Origin of the sequence: Castellaniella sp. (assembly GCF_049650445.1) — a bacterium.
In the GTDB taxonomy this organism is placed as follows: Bacteria; Pseudomonadota; Gammaproteobacteria; order Burkholderiales; family Burkholderiaceae_B; genus Castellaniella.
This window is the reverse complement of the sequence record NZ_JBASAD010000001.1, coordinates 83,658-103,011: the sequence shown is the minus strand read 5'-3', so window position 1 is coordinate 103,011 and position 19,354 is coordinate 83,658. Positions and strand designations below refer to the sequence as shown.

17 protein-coding genes and 1 pseudogene are annotated in these 19,354 nt (G+C 65.0%); 16 read left to right on the top strand and 2 right to left on the bottom strand.

Going from position 1 to position 19,354, the window contains the following annotated elements:
• Together WA983_RS00445 and murI are read left to right on the top strand one after the other, a co-directional pair.
• A pseudogene (locus WA983_RS00445) lies at positions 1–384 on the top strand (CCA tRNA nucleotidyltransferase); the annotation flags it as partial.
• A 5-nt stretch (positions 385–389) separates the two neighbouring features.
• The gene (gene murI, locus WA983_RS00440) at positions 390–1,184 is read left to right on the top strand and encodes a glutamate racemase (protein ID WP_424247993.1); all 795 of its coding nucleotides are present in this window, start codon (positions 390–392) and stop codon (positions 1,182–1,184) included.
• A 32-nt stretch (positions 1,185–1,216) separates the two neighbouring features.
• On the opposite strand, the gene WA983_RS00435 is transcribed toward murI, so the two are convergent.
• Together WA983_RS00435 and WA983_RS00430 are read right to left on the bottom strand one after the other, a co-directional pair.
• Positions 1,217–2,398 (bottom strand): class I SAM-dependent methyltransferase, encoded by a 1,182-nt coding sequence (locus WA983_RS00435; protein ID WP_424247995.1) that lies wholly within the window; start codon positions 2,396–2,398, stop codon positions 1,217–1,219.
• Positions 2,399–2,556: 158 nt separating this feature from the next.
• Positions 2,557–4,212, bottom strand: a complete 1,656-nt coding sequence (locus WA983_RS00430; protein WP_424311457.1) for a DEAD/DEAH box helicase — start codon at positions 4,210–4,212, stop codon at positions 2,557–2,559.
• A 357-nt stretch (positions 4,213–4,569) separates the two neighbouring features.
• On the opposite strand from WA983_RS00430, the gene WA983_RS00425 reads away from it, so the two are divergent.
• From WA983_RS00425 to WA983_RS00360, 14 genes are all read left to right on the top strand, one after another.
• The gene (locus WA983_RS00425; protein WP_424311456.1) at positions 4,570–7,575 is read left to right on the top strand and encodes an MHYT domain-containing protein; all 3,006 of its coding nucleotides are present in this window, start codon (positions 4,570–4,572) and stop codon (positions 7,573–7,575) included.
• A 29-nt stretch (positions 7,576–7,604) separates the two neighbouring features.
• Positions 7,605–8,630 carry an HD domain-containing phosphohydrolase gene (locus WA983_RS00420; protein WP_424248796.1) on the top strand — a complete coding sequence of 342 codons (1,026 nt, stop codon included), beginning with the start codon at positions 7,605–7,607 and terminating at the stop codon, positions 8,628–8,630.
• 509 nt (positions 8,631–9,139) lie between these two features.
• Positions 9,140–10,339, top strand: a complete 1,200-nt coding sequence (locus WA983_RS00415) for an ABC transporter substrate-binding protein (protein ID WP_424248798.1) — start codon at positions 9,140–9,142, stop codon at positions 10,337–10,339.
• A 36-nt stretch (positions 10,340–10,375) separates the two neighbouring features.
• Positions 10,376–11,263, top strand: coding sequence for a branched-chain amino acid ABC transporter permease (locus tag WA983_RS00410; protein ID WP_424248799.1), 888 nt, complete (start codon positions 10,376–10,378; stop codon positions 11,261–11,263).
• A gap of 10 nt (positions 11,264–11,273) precedes the next feature.
• A complete protein-coding gene (locus tag WA983_RS00405; protein WP_424248801.1) occupies positions 11,274–12,173 on the top strand; it encodes a branched-chain amino acid ABC transporter permease in 900 nt (299 codons plus the stop codon).
• 2 nt (positions 12,174–12,175) lie between these two features.
• Positions 12,176–12,916 carry an ABC transporter ATP-binding protein gene (locus WA983_RS00400; protein ID WP_424248803.1) on the top strand — a complete coding sequence of 247 codons (741 nt, stop codon included), beginning with the start codon at positions 12,176–12,178 and terminating at the stop codon, positions 12,914–12,916.
• Positions 12,913–13,632, top strand: coding sequence for an ABC transporter ATP-binding protein (locus tag WA983_RS00395; RefSeq protein WP_424248804.1), 720 nt, complete (start codon positions 12,913–12,915; stop codon positions 13,630–13,632). Before WA983_RS00400 ends, WA983_RS00395 begins: the two co-directional genes overlap by 4 nt.
• A 66-nt stretch (positions 13,633–13,698) precedes the next feature.
• Positions 13,699–14,601: a branched-chain amino acid ABC transporter permease gene (locus WA983_RS00390; RefSeq protein WP_424248806.1), complete on the top strand. Its 903-nt coding sequence runs from the start codon at positions 13,699–13,701 to the stop codon at positions 14,599–14,601.
• Positions 14,576–15,502 carry a branched-chain amino acid ABC transporter permease gene (locus WA983_RS00385; RefSeq protein WP_424248808.1) on the top strand — a complete coding sequence of 309 codons (927 nt, stop codon included), beginning with the start codon at positions 14,576–14,578 and terminating at the stop codon, positions 15,500–15,502. The genes WA983_RS00390 and WA983_RS00385 overlap by 26 nt, the downstream gene beginning before the upstream one ends.
• Positions 15,499–16,203, top strand: coding sequence for an ATP-binding cassette domain-containing protein (locus tag WA983_RS00380; protein ID WP_424248810.1), 705 nt, complete (start codon positions 15,499–15,501; stop codon positions 16,201–16,203). Before WA983_RS00385 ends, WA983_RS00380 begins: the two co-directional genes overlap by 4 nt.
• Positions 16,196–16,915 carry an ABC transporter ATP-binding protein gene (locus WA983_RS00375; protein ID WP_424248812.1) on the top strand — a complete coding sequence of 240 codons (720 nt, stop codon included), beginning with the start codon at positions 16,196–16,198 and terminating at the stop codon, positions 16,913–16,915. Before WA983_RS00380 ends, WA983_RS00375 begins: the two co-directional genes overlap by 8 nt.
• A 10-nt stretch (positions 16,916–16,925) precedes the next feature.
• The gene (locus WA983_RS00370) at positions 16,926–17,387 is read left to right on the top strand and encodes a FixH family protein (protein WP_424311455.1); all 462 of its coding nucleotides are present in this window, start codon (positions 16,926–16,928) and stop codon (positions 17,385–17,387) included.
• A gap of 26 nt (positions 17,388–17,413) precedes the next feature.
• Positions 17,414–18,184 (top strand): enoyl-CoA hydratase/isomerase family protein, encoded by a 771-nt coding sequence (locus WA983_RS00365; protein WP_424311459.1) that lies wholly within the window; start codon positions 17,414–17,416, stop codon positions 18,182–18,184.
• Between the two features lie 77 nt (positions 18,185–18,261).
• Positions 18,262–19,263: an oxidoreductase gene (locus WA983_RS00360; protein WP_424311454.1), complete on the top strand. Its 1,002-nt coding sequence runs from the start codon at positions 18,262–18,264 to the stop codon at positions 19,261–19,263.
• The last annotated feature ends 91 nt before the right edge of the window (positions 19,264–19,354 follow it).

Sequence of the window (19,354 nt, the reverse complement as noted above, 5' to 3'; positions counted from 1 at the left end):
GATCTGGCCCAGCGCTATGCCCTGCTGTGCCGGGACTCGGCGCCCGAACTGCAGGAACGGCTGCGGGCGCCGGCCGCCTGCCGCGACCTGGCGCGGTTGCTGCCGGGAGTGCTGGCGCGTCTGGTTGCAGTGCCGAACGATGCCGCCGCCTGGCTGGCGCTGCTGGAATCCTGCGATGCACTGCGCCGACCCGAGCGTTTCGAGGCGCTGCTGGCGGCGGCTGATTGCGTACGCGGCGATGTCGACCCGGCGGCCTGGATGCGACGGCTGGATGCGGTGCGTGCGGTGGACGCGGGCGCCATCGCCCGCGCTGCCGGGGGCGATGCGGCGCGCATCCGGGATGATCTGCGCACGGCGCGGCTGCAGGCGCTGGCAGTCGTCTGAAAACCATGACCTCTGACGACCAACCCGTCCTCGTCTTCGATTCCGGTATCGGCGGCCTGACCGTGCTGCGCGAGGCCCGCGTGCTGATGCCCGAGCGGCGCTTCGTCTACGTCGCCGACGATGCCGGTTTCCCCTATGGCGGTTGGGCCGAGGAAGACCTGCGAGACCGCATCGTGCGAGTATTCGCCGATCTGTTGCATGATCACGACCCGGCCCTGTGCATCGTCGCCTGCAATACCGCATTCACTGTGGCGGGTGCGGCGCTGCGGGCGGCGTATCCGGACATGACTTTTGTCGGCACCGTTCCGGCCATCAAGCCGGCGGCCGAGCGCACGCGTTCCGGGCAGGTCTCGGTGCTGGCGACCCCGGGCACGGTGCGGCGCGACTACACACGCGACCTGATCCAGTCCTTCGCCACGCAATGTCATGTGACGCTGGTGGGTTCGCCCCGGCTGGCGCGCATGGCGGAAGCCTATATGCGTGGCTTGCCGGTCAGCGACGAGGCTGTGGCCGCCGAAATCGCCCCCTGCTTTGTCGACAGTGGCGGTGCCCGCACCGACATCGTGGTGCTGGGCTGCACGCATTATCCCTTCATGGCCAATGTGTTCCGGCGGCTGGCGCCCTGGCCCGTGGATTGGCTGGACCCGGCCGAAGCCATTGCCCGGCGCGCCCGCAGCCTGTTGCCGCGCCGTGCCGATGCGCTGCATCCGGCCGAGGACGACACGGCGCTGTTCACCGGAGGCACGCCGGACTTCGCCACGCGGCGTTTGATGAACAGTTTCGGCTTGAAAGTGGTTTAGCACGCAAGCCGTGTCGCCCGGTTGCGGTCCGCCTACAGCCGATCCCGCCGGTCCCCGCGCGTGAAACCCAGCAGGGGCGTGTCCAGGCCCCTGCCGACGGCCAGGACCTTGAACAGTTCGCCCATCTCGGCCTCGGACAGCAGGGTGTTCAGGGCGGTCAACTGGCGCGCGCGTTGTGCGGGATCGTTGCCGGGGGCATGGATCAGATCCGTCAGGCCCGCGTTCATCAGGAAGCGCGCCTGGGACGTGTAGCCCATGACGTCCAGCCCGCCGTCCAGCGCGGCGTCGGCCATGGCGGTGAAATCGACGTGGGCGGTGATGTCCTGCAGGCCGGCCAGGATCAACACCTGATCGTGGGCGTGGTGGCGGAAGTGGCACATCAGCGTGCCGCGCAGGCGTTGGGGGTGGTAGTACTCGGCCTGCGGAAAGCCGTAGTCGATCAGCAGGGCAGCGCCGTGTTGCAGCCAGCGGCCCAGATCGCGCACCCAGGCCTCGGCCTGCGGATTCATCTCCGACTGATAGCCGGGCAGGGCGGGCATGCGGGCGGCCAGGGTCGCTGCGGTGGGTGGCGGCGCTTCGCGTACTGCCCAGCGGAAGGGGGCGATGGCCTCGGGACGGGCGTCCAGGGCGACGCCCAGCAGTTCCGGCGCGCCCGCAGCGTTCCAGCGGAACAGGACGGCAGGCATGGCGTCCAGGACCTCGTTGGCTACCACGCAGCCGCTGAAGGCCGCCGGCAGCGTGTCCAGCCAGCGGACTCGGTCGCCCCAGTCCGACAGGCGCTCACGCTGGCGCACGCGCAGGTCGGCGGACAGTTCCAGGATCTCGTATTCGACCTCGAGGCCCAGGTCTTGCAACGCGGGGATCAGCGCGGCGGCCAGGGCGCCCGATCCGGCGCCGAACTCCAGGACACGGGTGGACCCGCTGGCTTCCAGCACCTGGGCGACCTGGCGCGCGAGCGCACGGCCGAACAGGGGGCTGGTTTCCGGGGCGGTGGTGAAATCGCCGTCGCGGTGGAACTTGGTGCTGCCGGCGCTGTAGTAGCCCAGACCGGGCGCGTACAAGGCGGCTTCCATCCAGCGCTCGAACGGCAGCCAGCCGCCCGCATCGCGGATGCGCTCCGCGAGCATGGCCTGGACGAGAGCGCCGTGGGCGCGCGCGTCGTCGTCGGGTTGCGGCAGGCCGGAGGGGGTATGGACGGCGGGCAGTTCGATCATGGGACGAGGCAGGACATAGGACAGTCCCCTACGGACTGTCCTATGCCTGACGAGTCGGAGCGGCTTGCAAGCCGCGACGTGGGGGGGATGCCACAACTGTAAAACAAAAACCCCGGCGTTGTGAGCGCCGGGGCCATGAGGCGATTCAGATCACCAGATCAGGCGAAGCGAGGACGCGACGCGCGAGGCTGATCCTGGCGATCCTGCCGCTTGAAGGACGGCTTGGAGCCAGCCTTGTGGGCGGGACGGGCGGCGCGCGGCGCATCGCCGTCACGGCTCGGACGCGGGCCGGCGCCGTGGGGCGCGCGGTCGGCCTTGGGCTGGAAAGGACGCCCCTCGCCGCGTTCCGGACGGGCAAAAGCCGGCTTGTCCTGTTCCCAGGGCTTGCGGGCACGCGCCGGGCGCGTGTCGCCGTCCGTGTCTTGCTGCCAGGGTTTGCGGGCGTAGGCCGGACGGCCCTCGCCGCGTTCCGGGCGGGCAAAAGCCGGCTTGTCCTGTTCCCAGGGCTTGCGCGGCGCGCGGGCCGGGCGGGTGTCGTCACCTGCCTGGGCGTCTTGCTGCCAGGGCTTGCGGCCGCGCGGTGCGGCGCCGGCGGGGCCATCCTTGTGCCAGGGCTTGCCGCCTTGCGGCCGGGCGCCCCGGGTGGGCTTGTCCTTGTAGGTGGGCCGCACGGAACGCTGCGGCTCCAGGCCGGGGATGGTTTCCATGGGGATGGCCTGGCCGATGAAGTGCTCGATGCGGCGGACCTTGTGGCGCTCGGCGTGCACCGCCAGGGTGATGGCCTGGCCGTCGCGCCCGGCGCGGCCGGTGCGGCCGATGCGGTGCACGTAGTCTTCGGCCTGCAGGGGCAGGTCGTAGTTCACGGCGTGGCTGATGGTCTGCACGTCGATGCCGCGTGCGGCCACGTCGGTGGCGACCAGAACGCGCACCTGACCCTTTTGCATCAGACCCAGGGTGCGGGTGCGCTGGCGCTGGTTCATGTCGCCGTGCAGGGCGGCGGCGGCGAAACCTTCGTCGGACAGATGGTCGGCCAGATCGTCGGCGCCCCGTTTGGTGGCGGTAAAGACGATGGCCTGATCCAGGCTGGCGTCGCGCAGCAGGTGGTCCAGCAGGCGCAGCTTGTGGGCCTTGTCGTCCGCGTACAGCAAGTGCTGGGTGATGTTGGTGTGCTTCTGGCGGTGGGTGGTGATCTCGATGCGCTGCGGTTCGCGCATCAGGTTGGCCGCCAGGTGGGCGACCGTGCCGTCCAGCGTGGCCGAGAACAGCAGCGTCTGGCGCTCGACCGGCGTGCTGCGGACGATGGTCTCGATGTCTTCGATGAAGCCCATGTCCAGCATGCGGTCGGCTTCGTCCAGCACCAGGGTCTGGACGGTGGACAGGTTCACGCGGCGCGCTTGCAGGTGGTCGATCAGGCGGCCCGGGGTGGCGACCAGCACGTCCACACGGCGCGACAGGGATTTGATCTGGGCGCCGTAGGGCATGCCGCCGACCACGGTGGCGATGCGCAGACCGTCGATCTGCTTGCCGTAGGAACGGGCGGCGTCGGCGACCTGCATGGCGAGTTCACGCGTGGGCGTCAGGACCAGGACCTGAACGCCGCGGCCGCCCGCGCCGGCACGGTGGCTCAGGTGTTGCAGGGCGGGCAGCATGAAAGCGGCGGTCTTGCCGCTGCCGGTCTGCGAGGACACCATCAGGTCATGGCCGGCCAGCGCTTGCGGGATGGCGGCGGACTGGACGGAGGTGGGCGTGTCGATGCCGAGGTCGCGCAGGGCGGCCACGAGCTGGGGGCCGAGCCCCAGGGAGTCGAAGGACATAGGTTTCCTTGCGCCCGTGATGACGGGCGATATGCCGCGGGGAACGAATCGGATGTCCCCGCCGGGTTGCTGTCGCGGATGTCTGCCGGACAGAATCAGTCGCATGTGCCGACCGAATCAACCCAAACGGCACGCCAAGCGTGAAACCGAGGTCAGAAGGTCAGAAAACAAGCAATCCGGCAGTTTGGCATAGGGATTTCCCTGAGTCAATACTAAAATGAGGCCGATAACCTCATTGCAAGGGGTTTTGTTGGATTGATGCCGAATCGGTCGGGATTTTGGCAATCATATTGTTTCGTTCTGTTAGGCTATGCGCTGCATCGACTTATCGCTTCAGGTCTCAAGGATTGACTCCGCATGATGACGCTTGACCATTTCTTCGTCACCGGCACGGAGACTGACGCTCTGGTGCAGGGCTCCTGGCAGCCCGGTCTGGTCCTGCTGTCCGTCGTGGTGCCGATCTTCCTGTCGATGATGGCGCTGCAGACCTCGCATATCGCCCGCAACACCCCCAGCCCTTACTATCGTCACGTCGCCATCGGTACAGGGGCGGTCGCCCTGGGTGGCGGGATCTGGACCATGCATTTCATCGGCATGCTGGCGTTCCATCTGCCGGCACCCATGATTTACCGCACGGACGTCACCTTGGTGTCCTTGCTGCCGGGGCTTGTGGCCTCGTGGACTGCCCTGTGGATGTTGACGCGGCGTGAGCCGACCGGCTGGCCGCTCGTGATCGGCGGCGTGGTGGTGGGCGCGGGCATCGGCGCCATGCACTACATCGGCATGGCGGCCATGGTCACGCCCCTGGACATGCGCTATGACCCGTTGCTGTTCGGCCTGTCCATCGTCGTCGCGGTGGTGCTGGCGATGCTGGCGCTGTGGATCCGCTTCGGCCTGCGCCGCACGCCGCTGTCGCGGCGGACGCGGTTCATGCTCAGCGGAGTCATCATGGGGGTGGCGATTGCCGGAATGCATTACATCGGCATGGCGGCCGTGCGTTTCTATGGTGTGCTGTCCGGTGCCGACACCGAGCATGGCGTCTGGCTGGGCACCACCTGGGCCTCCTTGGGGCTGGCATCCATCAGCCTGACGGTCACGGTGCTGGTCACGTCCCTGAACGGCCTCATCCGTACCCGCGAACTGTACCGCGAGGTCGGGGAAAGCCAATCGCGCCTGCAGGCCATCCTGGATACGGCCGTGGATGCCATCATCACCATCGACGGCGACGGTATCGTGCAGGAGTTCAGCCATTCGGCCGAACGCCTGTTCGGCTACCAGGCCCAGGAAGTGATCGGGCACAACATCAAGATACTGATGCCCGAGCCTTATCATTCCGAGCACGATGGTTATCTGCAGCGCTATCGGGCGACCGGGGTGCCGCACATCATCGGCCTGGGCCGTGAGGTCATCGGGCGGCGCAAGGACGGCAGCCTGGTGCCGGTGCGCCTGGCCGTTGGTCGTGTGCCCTTGCCCAATCAGGAACAATTGTTCGTCGGCATGCTGACTGACATCAGCGACAAGCAGGCGATGGAAGCCTCGCTGCGCGAAACCGCCGAACGTGCCGAGCAGGCCGCTGCGGCCAAGGGCCACTTCCTGGCCAACATGAGCCACGAGATCCGCACGCCGATGAATTCCATCATCGGCTTCACTGACCTGCTGCTGCAAACAGACCTGGCGCCCGCCCAGCGCGGCCACCTGAACATCATCCGCCAGTCTTCGCGCAATCTGCTGCGGCTGCTCAACGACATTCTGGACACGTCCAAAATGGACAGTGGACGGCTGGAACTGGAAAACCGCGACTTTTCGCTCAAGGCCCTGGCGCTGCAGATCGAGTCTTCGCTGCGTCTGGGCGCTCAGGCCCGGGACTTGCGACTGACGACCCAGTATCCGGCCGACATGCCGGAATACTTCAAGGGCGATACCCTGCGGCTGTTGCAGGTGCTGACCAATCTGGTGGGCAACGCCATCAAATTCACCGAGACCGGCGGGGTGGACGTGCTGTTCTCCCTGGAGGGCGGCGTGGTGCACGTGCAGGTGTGCGACACGGGCATCGGCATGAGTCCCGCGCAGGTCCAGGCCATCTTTGATCCCTTCACCCAGGCCGACGCTTCGATCAGCCGACGCTTTGGCGGTACGGGGCTGGGCACGACCATCGCCCGCCAACTGGTGGAGGCCATGAAGGGGCGCATCGAAGTCGAAAGCGAGCCCGGTCGGGGCAGCACTTTTCACGTGTGGCTGCCGCTGGCACCGGGTGAGGCGCCCGCCGAGCCGCAGGCTTCGGGCGAAGCGCCTCAACTGCCACCCCTGCGCGTACTGATCGCCGACGATGTGGAGCAGAACCTGGACCTGCTGACGCTGGTGCTGCAGTCCGGCGGCCATACGGTGGAAGCCGCCCGGGACGGCGAACAGGCCGTGGAGCTGTTTCTGGCCGGCCGCTTCGATGTGGTCCTGATGGATGTGCACATGCCGCGCGTCGATGGCCTGCAGGCGACCCGTCTGATCCGCCAACATGAGCGCACCCAGGGCCTGGGGGCTACGCCCGTCATCGCCCTGACGGCCAGCGTAATGGCCAACGACCGGCGCGAGGCGCGTCAGGCCGGCATGAGCGGCTTCGCCGTCAAACCCCTGGACATCCCCCGCTTGTTCGAGGAGATCGCCCGGGTGCTGGAAGGCCGGCCCGAGACCGGTAGCGGTCCGATGGTGGTCGGCCGTGCCGTGGTCTCGTCGATCGACTGGGAACGCGGTATGGCGCTCTGGGGGGACCGGGCGCGGTTGGCCGACCGGATCCTGGCCTTCCTGGACGAGGCGCCGGACAAATACCCCTTGCCCGATGTGGGCGAGCACGCCGATCCCGAGGCGCTGCTGTTCAGCCTGCATGGCCTGCGCGGTGCGGCGGGCAATCTGGCCTTGATGGCCCTGTCGCAGCAGGCGGGCGAACTGGAAGACCTGGGCCGGACGTCGGGATCGCTCGACGGCGTGTCGGAGCGCCTGCCGCACCTGCGTGCGTTGATGGAGGTTGCGCGTCAGGCAGCCAGGTCGGTACGCCGGAGCGCATCCGCCGCGCCTGGATCAGAGGCGCACGCAGCTCCGTCGGCGGATGCCATCGCAGCCGTGCGGGCGCCGCTGACGATCGCGGATACTGATCTGGAAGCGGCCGTGGCGGCGCTGCGGACCGTGCTGGCCAGCAATGCGCTGGACGATGCCGCGCTGGACGTCGTGTGCGCCGGGCTGGGTGAGCGAGGCGGCCGCGCCCAGGCCCAGGCCCTGCGTACCGCCGTCGACGCATTTGAATTCGAACGGGCTGGCCAACTGCTGGAGTCCATTCCGGCGGAAATCGCCGCGCATGCCTGCAAGTCGGACTGACCCCTGAGCCGATCGCAAGGAAACACTGGATGGATGACAAGAAGGATGGACGCCGCACGGTGCTGCTGGTGGACGATGAATCGACCAATCTGCAGGTGCTGCGGCATACCCTGCAGGCACAGTACCGCCTGCTGTTCGCCAAGGACGGCCCTACGGCGCTGTCTCTGGTACGCAAGGAACGGCCCGACCTGATTCTGCTGGACATCATGATGCCGGGCATGTCGGGCTACGAAGTCTGCGAGACCCTGAAGCGCGACGAGAGCACCCGCGCCATCCCGGTGATCTTCGTGACGGCGCTCAGCCAGGGAGACGACGAGCACAAGGGGCTGGAACTGGGCGCGGTGGACTACATCACCAAGCCTTTCAACCCTCCGGTGGTGCAGGCCCGGGTACGGACTCATCTGTCCCTGGTGCAGGCCGGGGAAGTCCTGGAAACCCGCCTGCAGATCATCCGCTGTCTGGGTGCGGCGGCGGAATACCGCGACAACGAGACTGGCTTGCACATCGTCCGCATGAGCCATTACGCCTGGCGCCTGGCGCGCGAGGTGGGCTACAGCGAAGAAGCGGCCGACGAACTGCTGAACGCGGCACCCATGCACGATGTGGGCAAGATCGGTATTCCCGACGCCGTGCTGCTCAAGCCCGGCAAGCTGAACGCGGCGGAATGGGCCGTCATGCGCCAGCACACCGTGATGGGCGCCCGGATCATCGGCGAACACCCGTCCAGCCTGTTGCGGCTGGCCGCCACGATCGCCCTGCGCCACCATGAGAAATGGGACGGCAGCGGTTATCCGGACGGCCTGGCGGGCGAAGCCATTCCCCATGCCGCACGCATCATCGCGCTGGTCGACGTGTTCGACGCCCTCACCAGCGTGCGGCCCTACAAGCCGGCCTGGTCGATCGAAGACGCCGTGGCCCACATCCGCAAGGAAAGCGGCCGTCATTTCGACCCGGAACTGGTCGAGGCGTTCTTGCGTTGCCTGCCGGACATTCTGGAATTCCGCACGCGTTGGGCGGACGAGCCGGAGACCCAGGAACTGGATCAGGTCCGCTGAATCGGTTGGGGTGGCCCTATTGGGTCGATTCGCCCGGATTCATGTCTGTGATGTGCCGGCCTCCCGATCGGCGGCAGTCCGGCGCCTCGTGTCGGTGCAGACCCTGGCAGAAGTAGTCACGCTGCAGTTCGTCTTGCCGGCTCCCGCCGCCTGATCTGGTTTTTGCAGAGTCTGTCGTTCTGTCGCCACGACAGTGTGATGGACCTTGCATGCCCATATTGTCAAATATCGTTTGACATAATGTTCATATTATTTCCAATTGTCTAATGATATCGAATGTCCCAAAATCGGATTTCCTGATGTTGGACGTGTGACTGTGTTGTGCAACCCGAATGATCTGGCGGTTCCAAATGGATCCGGATCGTCCGATGCGGGGGGGATCATGCAGACCGACGAACGGGCAGACCATTCGTTCAGGTTCAAGGAGACCGGAATCGCGGTGGTCTGGACGAATTTTCAGTTCCGCTGATGTATTGGCGGCATTCAAAGAAAGAGAGGAGCTTCCTGCAATGAATATTCATGGTGTGAAAATTCTGGCCGCCGCCTTGGCGGGTTTGGTCATCGCGGCACCTGCGTACAGTGTGGAACGGACGGTCGACGTGGCCGGTTTTGGCGCCAAATCCGGCGCCATCCGTCTGTTCGGCATGAATGCCGAAGCGGCGTTGAATGCCGCGGCTGATGCGATCAATGCCGCGGGCGGCGTCAAGCTGGGGGATGGCGCCACCGGCAAGATCAAGGTGACCTATTACGACGATCGCTGCAATGCCGAAGAAGGCATCTCGGTCGTCCGCAGAATCGCGGCGACCGACGCCATCATCGGTGTCGGCCCGAGCTGCTCGAACGTCGCCGAATCGGCCTTCGGCATTCTGCAGAAGAAAGTGGGGGATGCCAGCGACAGCGGGCTGCAGTTCCCGATCTTTGCGGATGTCGCTTCCAAGGTCGGCCTGGCGGGCATTTCTGAATGGTCCTTCAGAAATGTGCCCAACGAACTCGAGATGTACAAGTCGCTGTTTGGCTGGGTGAAGCAGCAGTATCCCGACCTCAAGACCCTATACGGCGGCGTGGAGGTCGATTTTGCGCACTCCAAGGCCACGTTTGGCGCGATGAAAGGACAGGCGGAGGCCAACGGTTTCAACGTCCTGGGCACAAGCGAATGGCTGTTGAACGATACGGCTTTTTCCAATCAGGTGCGTGACATGCGTCGTGCGCAGCCGGATATCGTGGCCATCTCCGCTCACCCCATCACCACCTGCGGCGTGCTGCGCGAGATGGAGCGTCAGCAGGTCAAGCCCAAGCTTCTGATCGGGCTGACCAGCTCGTCGACGCTCGAGACCCTGAAAGGCTGTGCCAAGCAAGCTCAGGGCTTGCTGATTCCGACCGGATTCGCGCCGATCAATAACCAGGCCCGGACCGCTGCGGAGCAGATCGCTGCCAAGGGCGGGAGCGCTGACCTGCACAGCGCGGCTTCTTACGAAATCATGTTCTACCTGAAGGACATCATCGAGTCGCAAGGCGTGATGGCCAAGCCCGAAACGGTCGAGGAAGATCGCCGGAAGATGCGTGCGGGCATGGCCGCGCTCGACGAGACGCGTGGTCTGCTGGGTGCTGTCAAGCGCACGGCGGATCGTGAAGCCATCAAGCCGTTCGTCTTCGTCCAGGCTCGAGGCGATCATTGGGAAATGGTTCATAACCCGGCCGTCGCCAAATAGGCCGGATATTCGAATCATTGATCCAGGGAGCAAAGCGTGGACCCATTCTTCTTTATCGATACATTCCAGTCGCTGGCGAGCGGGGTGCTGTACGGCGCCACCTATGCGCTGATCGGGCTTGGGTTCACGCTCATTTTTGGGGTGATGCACAAGATCAACCTGTCGTATGCGGCCGCCTCGATCGGCGGCGCCTATGCCAGCATCATGGTACTGAACTCAGTCGCCGCGCCTGTGTTCGTGGTGTTTCTGCTGGCTGCGCTGGCGGGCGGGTTGATCGGCCTGCTGGTGTATTTCACGTGTTTTCACTTCATTTCACCGGCGCATCCTCTTTCCATGCTGATGGCCACGCTGGGCATGCTGCTGTTCATCGAAGAGGTGATCATCCACGCTACCCATGGCGTACCCGTGGCCTATCCCAGCTTCGTCGAAGGCTCGCTCCAGTTGGGGGAGTTCTTCTTCCGTGGCGACCTGATCGCCGTGTTCCTGACGGCATGCGCCTGCATGGCGGGGTTGCTGTGGCTGCTGCATCGCACGAAGCTGGGCCTGGGCACCCGGGCCGTGGCGCAACAGCCCGTGGCTGCCAGGCTCTGCGGCATCGACATCACCCTGGTCAACGGGCAGTTGTTCGTGATCACGGGGCTGCTGGGCGGGGTCGCCGGCGCGATGATCGGTTCGGCCGTGGGCGCGCTTTCACCCTTGCTGGCGCTGCCTTTGACGGTGAAAGGTCTGATCGTCACGGTCATCGGCGGTCTGGGCAGCGTACCGGGCGCCATCATCGCCGGGCTTGCGGTGGGTGGCCTCGAGAATCTGTTCCAGTCTCTACGCGGGGTCACCGAGCGGGATCTCTACGTCATGCTGGTGTTGTTCGCATTTCTGGTGCTGCGGCCCAACGGGCTGTTCGGTTCCGTTTCGGCGCGTGATTGAGGAGAACGGCATGGATTTTTACTACGGACTCATTCAGATCATCGGCATCCATGCGTTGCTGGGTTTGTCGTCCTACTGGATTCTGCTGACCGGACAGGTCAGCCTCGCCCAGGCCGCCTTCTTCGGCATCGGCGCCTACCTTGCGGGGATGTTGACGACTTTATGGGGCTGGCCGCTGGTGCCCGCCCTGCTCGCGGCGGCGGCCGTTTCCGGCTTCGTCGCCTTTCTGATCGGATTTCCCGCGTTGCGGGTCAAGGGCTTGATGCTGGTGGTCGCGACGATCGCCTTCAGCGAGGTCGTCCGGATCGTCCTTTTCAACTTCAAGTTCCGGGTGTCGGTCGATGGCGTGGAACTTGGCCCGGCTGGCGGCGAGGGGTTCTCGCAAATCCGCTATTTCTCCCTCAATGGCTGGAGCGTCTTTGAAGTGATGATGTTCATCTGGGCATTCGTCCTGTTGGTGCTGGCGATGCTCTGGTGGCTGGACCGCTCCAGAATCGGCGTGGTGTTGCGTGCGGTGGGCGAGGACGAACTCGCGGCGCAGGCGGCCGGTATCAACGTGATGGCGATCAAGGTGCTGGCCATGACCGTGAGCGGCGCGCTGGCTGGGTTGAGCGGGGGGATCTTCGCGCATTACACGACCCACGTCGAGCATGCGCAATTTGGCATCGTGCTCGCGGCGTTTGCCCTGTCGTATCCCATCATCGGGGGCCTGTCCAGTGTCTTCGGCACGGTGCTCGCCGCCATTTTCATTCAGGGCGTGCTCGTCGAGGGCCTGCGGTTCATGGGGGATTGGCGCAGTTTCGTGTTTGGTCTGTTCATCATCTTGACCATGAATTTCAGGCCGGATGGTTTTCTGAATGGCCGCCCGGGTTGGCTGCGGTTCGGCGCGGTACGTAAAAAGGAAGCGTGAGGATGCTCAAAGTCAGTTCGCTCAGCAAGAACTTCGGAGGCATTCAGGCGCTCGACGGCCTGACCTTCGATGTCGAGGAAGGCGAAATCCATGGCCTGATCGGCCCCAACGGTTCGGGCAAAAGCACGACGGTCAATCTCGTGTCCGGCCTGTTTCTGCCATCCTCGGGCAAGATCGAGTTCCTGGGGCAGGACATCACCGGACTGCCCCTGCATCGCCGCACGGCCGCCGGTATCAGCCGGACGTTCCAGAACATTCGTCTGTTCGGCAAGCTCACGGTGTGGCAGAACCTCTGGATCGCGCAGCGGGACGGCGGCAACTCCGGCGGTTTTCTGCGCCGCTGGATGGGCGGCGAGGCGGCTGCGCGGGAAGAAATCGACGAAATCCTCGAGATGTCGTCCCTGCTGCACAAACAGGATGTCGCGGCTTCCAATCTGTCCTTTGGTGAGCAGCGGCGCCTGGAGCTCGCCCGGGCGATTGCGGGCAGGCCGAAGCTGATCCTCATGGATGAGCCGGCCGCCGGGATGAATCCGGAGGAAGTGGCCGACCTCGAGGCGCGCATCCGGGAACTGAAGCGGCGCAACGTGACGGTCCTGCTGATCGAGCATCACATGGATCTGGTGATGTCGGTCAGCGATCGAATCACGGTGCTGAACTTCGGGCGCCGTATCGCTCAGGGACTGGCCCAGGAAATCCAGTCCGACCCTGTGGTGCAGGAAGCTTATCTGGGAGTTGCGGCATGAGCACCCTATTGGAAGTCTCCGACGTCGTGACGTGCTATGGGCGGATTCAGGCGCTGCGGGGCGTGTCCCTGCGCGTGGAGGCGGGACGGGTGACGTGCCTGCTGGGGCCCAATGGCGCCGGAAAGACCACCCTGATGATGACCGTGACGGGCTTGCTCAAGCCTCAGTCGGGCGACATCGCATTCATGGGCAAGCGGATCGCCGGCGTCTCCCCCAGCACGATCGTCAAATCCGGTCTGGCGCTGGTGCCGGAAAACCGGCTGGTGTTCAAGGACATGACGGTGCTGGAGAACCTGGACGCCGGGGCCATCACGCGCACGGATCGCGTCAAGGTGCGGGAAGATCGCGAAAGATTGCTCGACCGGTTCCCGCGTTTGCGAGAGCGTGCGGGACAGCAGGCGGGCACGCTCTCGGGGGGAGAACAGCAGATGCTGGCCATTGCGCGGGCGCTCATGTCCAACCCTTCGCTGCTCTTGATGGATGAGCCGTCCGTCGGGCTGGCTCCGCTGGTGGTTCAAGAAATCTTCGAGGTCATCGCCGAACTCAAGAAGGACGGGGTGTCGATTTTTCTGGTCGAGCAGAATGTGCACATGGCGTTGCGGGTCGCCGACCATTTCTACCTGATGGATCACGGCCGCATTGCATTCGATGGCGATGCGCAGGCCCTGGCAGAAGACGAGGTGATCCGGCGCGCCTATCTGGGCGATCGTCGTTAGTGCACCAGCCGGGCGGTGCCTGATGGTGCGCCAGGGCCCCCGGATTTTGCAAGGAGTTGCGTGCACATGCTGGTTGACCTGCTGCAGAACACGGTCGAGGGTCTGGCCAATGGCGCGGCGTATGCCTTGATCGCGCTTGGCTTCACGCTGATGTTCGGGGTGTTGGGCAAGCTCAACCTCGCCTACGGCGCCGTGATCATGATCGGCCTGTATGCCGGAGCCTATGCCCACCTCCGGTGGCAGGCGGGGTGGGGTGTGGCGGCCGTCGTGGCGGTGTGCGGGGCGGTCGTCGCCGGCATTTACGTCGAGCGCGCCTGCTTTGCGCCGATGCGCCGAGGTGGTGCCATGGCCTCGATGGTGGCGAGCTTCGCGATCTGGATGCAGCTCGAGGAAGTGGCAATGCTGGTGCTGCCCAGGCATTCCTATCCCGTGCCTGCCCTGGGGGACGGCACGGTGATCCACCTGGGCCCTGTGCTGCTGCGTAGCGAGCATCTGCTCATGCTGGTCATCGCTGTCGGGGTCATGGTGATTCTGGAGTGGGTGGTGCATGGCAGCCGGTTCGGTCTGGGCTTGCGGGCGATCGCCGAGAACCCCCGGGCCGCGAAGTTCGTCGGTCGGAACGTGGGCCATACGCTCTTTCTGGCCTGCGTGCTGGCTTCGGCAGTCGGTGGCATCGCCGGATGGCTGATCGTGTCCGCCGATCAGCAGGTCAGCGGCATGTTCGGCATGTGGGCCACGTTCAAGGGGCTCGTCGCGGCGATGCTGGGCGGGTTTGGCTCCTTGCGGGGCGCCGTGGCGGGAGGCCTGCTGCTGGGTGTGATCGAGGCGCAGGCCTTATGGTTGTTCGGGCCGCAGATCCGCGATCTGTCCGCCTATCTGCTGCTCTTTCTGTTGCTCGTTCTGCGGCCCGGAGGCCTCTTCGGCCAGACGCGGGCCCTGCGCGATGCGGCGGCGCACAGGAGGCTTTGAGGCTGTGGATGCTTTTACGATCGGGGTCGTTTCCAACATCGGGATGATGACGCTCCTGGCGCTTTCCGCCTACCTGCTGTTGCTGGTGGGCGAGGTTTCGTTCGGCCAGCAGGCGTTTTTCGGTATCGGCGCCTATGCGGCCGGGATTGCGACCGCCCTGTGGGGCTGGCCGCTCTTGCCGGCGCTCCTGTTTGCCGCGCTGCTCGGCGCGGCGACTCAGTTCGCGATCGCGATTCCCACGCTGCGTTTGCGGGGGTTCTATTTTTCCATCGCGACCCTGGCTTTTGCGGAAATCGTGCGCATTCTGTTTGAATTGTTTCACTACCAGCGCGAAATTGGCGGCCGTCTGGTAGGCCCGGAGGGCGAGCACGGTTTTCGGGATGTGCGCTATGCGTTCGACAACGGGATCACCCCGCTGGACACTCTGCTGGTGATCTGGGCGCTGGTCGGGTTCGTGCTGGCCGCCTTTGCCGGTCTGGAACGCAGCCGCTTCGGTGTCAGACTGCGGATGATCGGAGAGGACGATGTGCTGGCCGCTCTCAATGGCATCGATGTGACCCGATATCGGCTGGCCGTCTCGGCGGGGGCCGGCGCGCTGGCTGCTTGTGCGGGCGGCTTCTTCATTCATTCCGTGACGTACGTCGAACCCGGCGTCTTTGGCGTGATGCTGGGCGTGCATGCGTTGGCCTATGGCCTGATCGGCGGCCTGGGCACTGCATTCGGCCCTTTGCTGGGGGTATGCCTCGATATCGGGTTTCTGGAATCTTTTCAAAGCCTGTCGCAGTATCGGATGGTTCTGTTCGGCGGCTTGGTGGTCCTGCTGCTGGTCATGCGTCCACGCGGTCTACTGGACGAAACGGCGGTCCATCGCCTCGGGCGGCTGTTCAGGGGCGCGCGATGAAACTTGCTCTGGAACGGGCCAGCCTGCATTTCGATGGGCATGCGGTACTGGACGGAATCGACCTGGAGGTCCGAAGCGGGCAAGTGCTGGGGCTGGTCGGACCCAACGGTTCCGGCAAGTCGAGCCTGATCAATGTCCTGAGCGGTATCTATCCTTTGAGCGGCGGCCGCCTGCTGATCGACGGGGCAGACGCGACCTCATGGCGGCCGCCGCAGATTGTGGCGGCCGGCGTGGCGCGCACGGTTCAGAACACCCGGATATTTGGCAGGCTCACCGTCCTGGACAATGTGCGTGCGGTGGGGAACGGCGCGCGCTCTGCGGCCGAGGCGCTGCTCGAAGACGTGGGCCTGCTCGACCAGCGTCATGCGATGGCGTCGACCCTGGGGTTCGCGCAGAGGCGGCGGCTCGATCTGGCGCGCGCCCTGGCGCTGCGTCCCCGCGCCTTGCTGCTGGACGAGCCTTCGGGAACCCTGACTGCGGCTGAAACCGACGCGATGATCGAGATGCTGGCGCGCATTGCCTTGCCGGGGCGGACGGTGGTCATCATCGAACACAAGATCAACCTGATCGCGGCGCTGTGTCCGGAGATGGCTGTCCTGCACATGGGCCGGAAGATTGCCCAGGGGCCAGTGGCCGCGCTGTGCGACGACGCGCTCGTGCGGGCCGTGTATTTTGGCGACCGGGGACCCGTCCATGCTTGAGGTGCGCGGCCTGGCCGTGAGACACGGCGCGCTCGAGGCGGTCCGTGAGGTCAGTTTCGAGGTCCCGGCAGGCGCCGCCATCGGGCTGCTGGGACCGAATGGCGCTGGAAAATCCTCGGTCCTCGAAGCCATTTCCGGGATGAAGCGGCCGGTCGGGGGGCAGATCAGCTTCCTGGGTCGGCGCATCGAGACATGGTCGTCGCATGCAGTGCTGGATCTGGGCATTGCCCATGTCCCCGAAAATCGACTGATCTTCATGCGTCTGACGGTCGGAGAGAACCTGATGGTCGCCGCGCCTGCGCGCATGAGCAAGGCACACATCCGCAGGCGGCGCGAGGCGGTGCTGGATTATCTGCCCGAGCTGGCTCCCCGCCTGGATGAGCCAGCCTCGTCTCTGTCCGGAGGGCAGCAGCAGCTTCTGGCCGTGGGGCGCGGGCTGATGGCGGATCCGCGATTGCTGATCCTGGATGAACCGACGCTCGGCCTGTCGCCGCTTGCGACCGCCAGGATGTTTGCGCTGATCGTTCAATTGTTGGCCGATGGTCTGGCTGTGCTGCTGGTGGACCAGAATGTGCACCGCGTCCTGGAAATTGCCGACACGGTGCACGTCATCGATCGAGGCCGGATCGTCCTTTCCGGGCATGGCGGCGTCTTGATCGATGAACCGTTTTTCAACGAAGTCCTGCTTGGCGCGAGCCGGCGAATTACATAGAGGAGATAGCATGATCATGATGTTGCGCCCCATTTTTTTCTCGACGGTCCTGCTTGGCGTGCCCTTGGCCGTGCCGCCTGCCGCCGCGCAGGCCGCCGGCCTTGCCGGCCGGGTGAACTGCGTGGAAACCAACCAGAAACTTGACTACGCATGCACGGTCCGGATTGCCGACGCGGCCTCGAACGAGGTCGTGGGCGGTCTTGCCGTCCAGGTCAAGGCGGGCATGCCTTCGATGCCCATGGCGCATAACATTGCGCCCGTTGCGGCCCGGGAGACTCAGGCGCCAGGCGTGTACGCATTTTCGATCAAGCTGGACATGTACGGGAAATGGGCGTTCTCCATGCATATTTCCGGCCCGCGCCAGGAACTTCTGGTCGATATGCTGGATCTCTCGCCTGGCGACGGCGACCTGGGAGCGGGCGGGCACGGCCATCACCCCGCGCATTCTTCTTCAACCCGGCCCTCTGAATGATGGGCTACACCTTGCAGGAAAACACCATGAGCGTCACATTGACGTACCGGGATGGCGCGGCCGTGATCACTTTGAACCGCCCCGAAGCCATGAACGCGCTGAATGCGGAGATGATCCATTCGATCGGCGCGCTGATCGATGAGGCGGGCGACAGCGATGCTTCCGTCCTGATCGTGGTGGGCGCGGGAGGCAAGGCTTTCTGCGCCGGCGCGGACGTCACGGGAATCCTGGGCCGGGATGCCGATGCGCAGCGGGCGTTCGCCCGCTTGGGACAGCGGACCTTCGCCAGGCTCGATGCGTTGCGCATGCCATCGATCGCCGTGATATCGGGGGTGGCTTTCGGTGGCGGGCTTGAGCTGGCTCTGGCCTGCACGTTCAGGGTGGCGACCCCGGCCGCCCGCCTGGCGCTGCCCGAGATCCGGCTGGGGCTGATTCCGGGCTACGGCGGTACGCAGCGGCTGAGCCGGTTGATCGGTCCCGCCCGTGCCCTCGAAATGATCACCACGGGAAGAGCCGTTCGAGCCGAAGAAGCTGTCCGCCTCGGCCTGGTCAACGCCGTGGCGGAGGGCGATGATCCAGTTGCGCTGGGGAGCGATTTCGCGTCCGCGCTCGGCAATCCGCCACCCGCCGCCTTTGCCCTGGCACGCGACGCGGTGCTGCAAGGCTTTGACATGGCACTGGCCTCAGGTCTCGAGCTGGAAGCCGAGCTGTTCGCCGCAGTGACACAGACGAAGGATGCCACCGAGGGCGTGGGGGCGTTCCTGGGAAAACGCCAGCCCGTATTCGTCGGTCACTGAGAGATCCCGAGCCTGGGAGCCCCTCCTTTTCTATTGAGACGTTTTCATCCGATCGAGGTCGAACAATGGAACAAGACATGTCGCACATTTCTTTCAGTGCCCTGGTCATCGATCGGGCGGAGGACGGCTCGATCACCCGCCGCTTGTCACGGATGACGGAAGATCAGTTGGACGCCGGCGAGGTCACCATCAGGGTGGCGTTTTCCAGCATCAACTACAAGGATGCCCTGGCCGCGACGGGCGCGGGCAAGATCATCCGCCGTTTCCCGTGCGTCGGGGGTATCGATCTCGCCGGGGAGGTCGTGCGCTCGTCCGACGAGCGCTATGCCATAGGCGATCAAGTGGTGGCGGCAGGCTTTGACATCGGCGTTGCGCACCATGGCGGCTATGCCGAATATGCCCGGGTTCCGGCTGACTGGATCGTACCGTTGCCGGATGGCCTGAGTCCGCTCGAAGCGATGGCGTTGGGTACGGCCGGGTTCACGGCTGCGCTGGGAATCGTCCGCATGGAGGACAACGGCCTGTCCCCCGACAGGGGCCCCGTCCTGGTGACGGGTGCCACTGGCGGTGTGGGCAGTCTGGCAATCGATATGCTGGCCGGCTTGGGCTATGAGGTCGTTGCGCTGACTTCCAAGGCGATACAGGCGGATTATTTGAAGCGGCTTGGCGCCGCCGATGTCAAGCTGGTGTCGAGTATCGACCTGGACCGTCTCCGGCCTCTGGAGGGGGCTCGATGGGCGGGAGCGGTGGACAATGTCGGTGGCCCGCTGTTGAGCTGGGTGATCTCGACGATGAAGCCCGAAGGCACCATCGCCAGTATCGGCAACGCTGCCAGCGCGGAGCTGCACAGCACGGTGTTCCCCTTCATCCTCAGAGGCGTCAGCCTGATGGGCATCAATTCGAGTTTGATCTCCCATTCGGTGAGTCGGCGGGTCTGGCAGCGCCTGGGCGCGGATCTCAAACCGCGTCATCTCATGGAGATCACCCGTGAGGTCGCTCTGGAGGCGCTGCCTGGGTGTTTTGAGGACTTCATCGAAGGTCGCGCGAAAGGGCGGACGGTCGTGCGCATCGGCGGGTAGGACGTCGGATCTGGTTCGAATCCGAAATTATGTAAAGATATTGACATAATTTCGGATTCGATGGATCATGAGGCATATCCACCTCTGATCC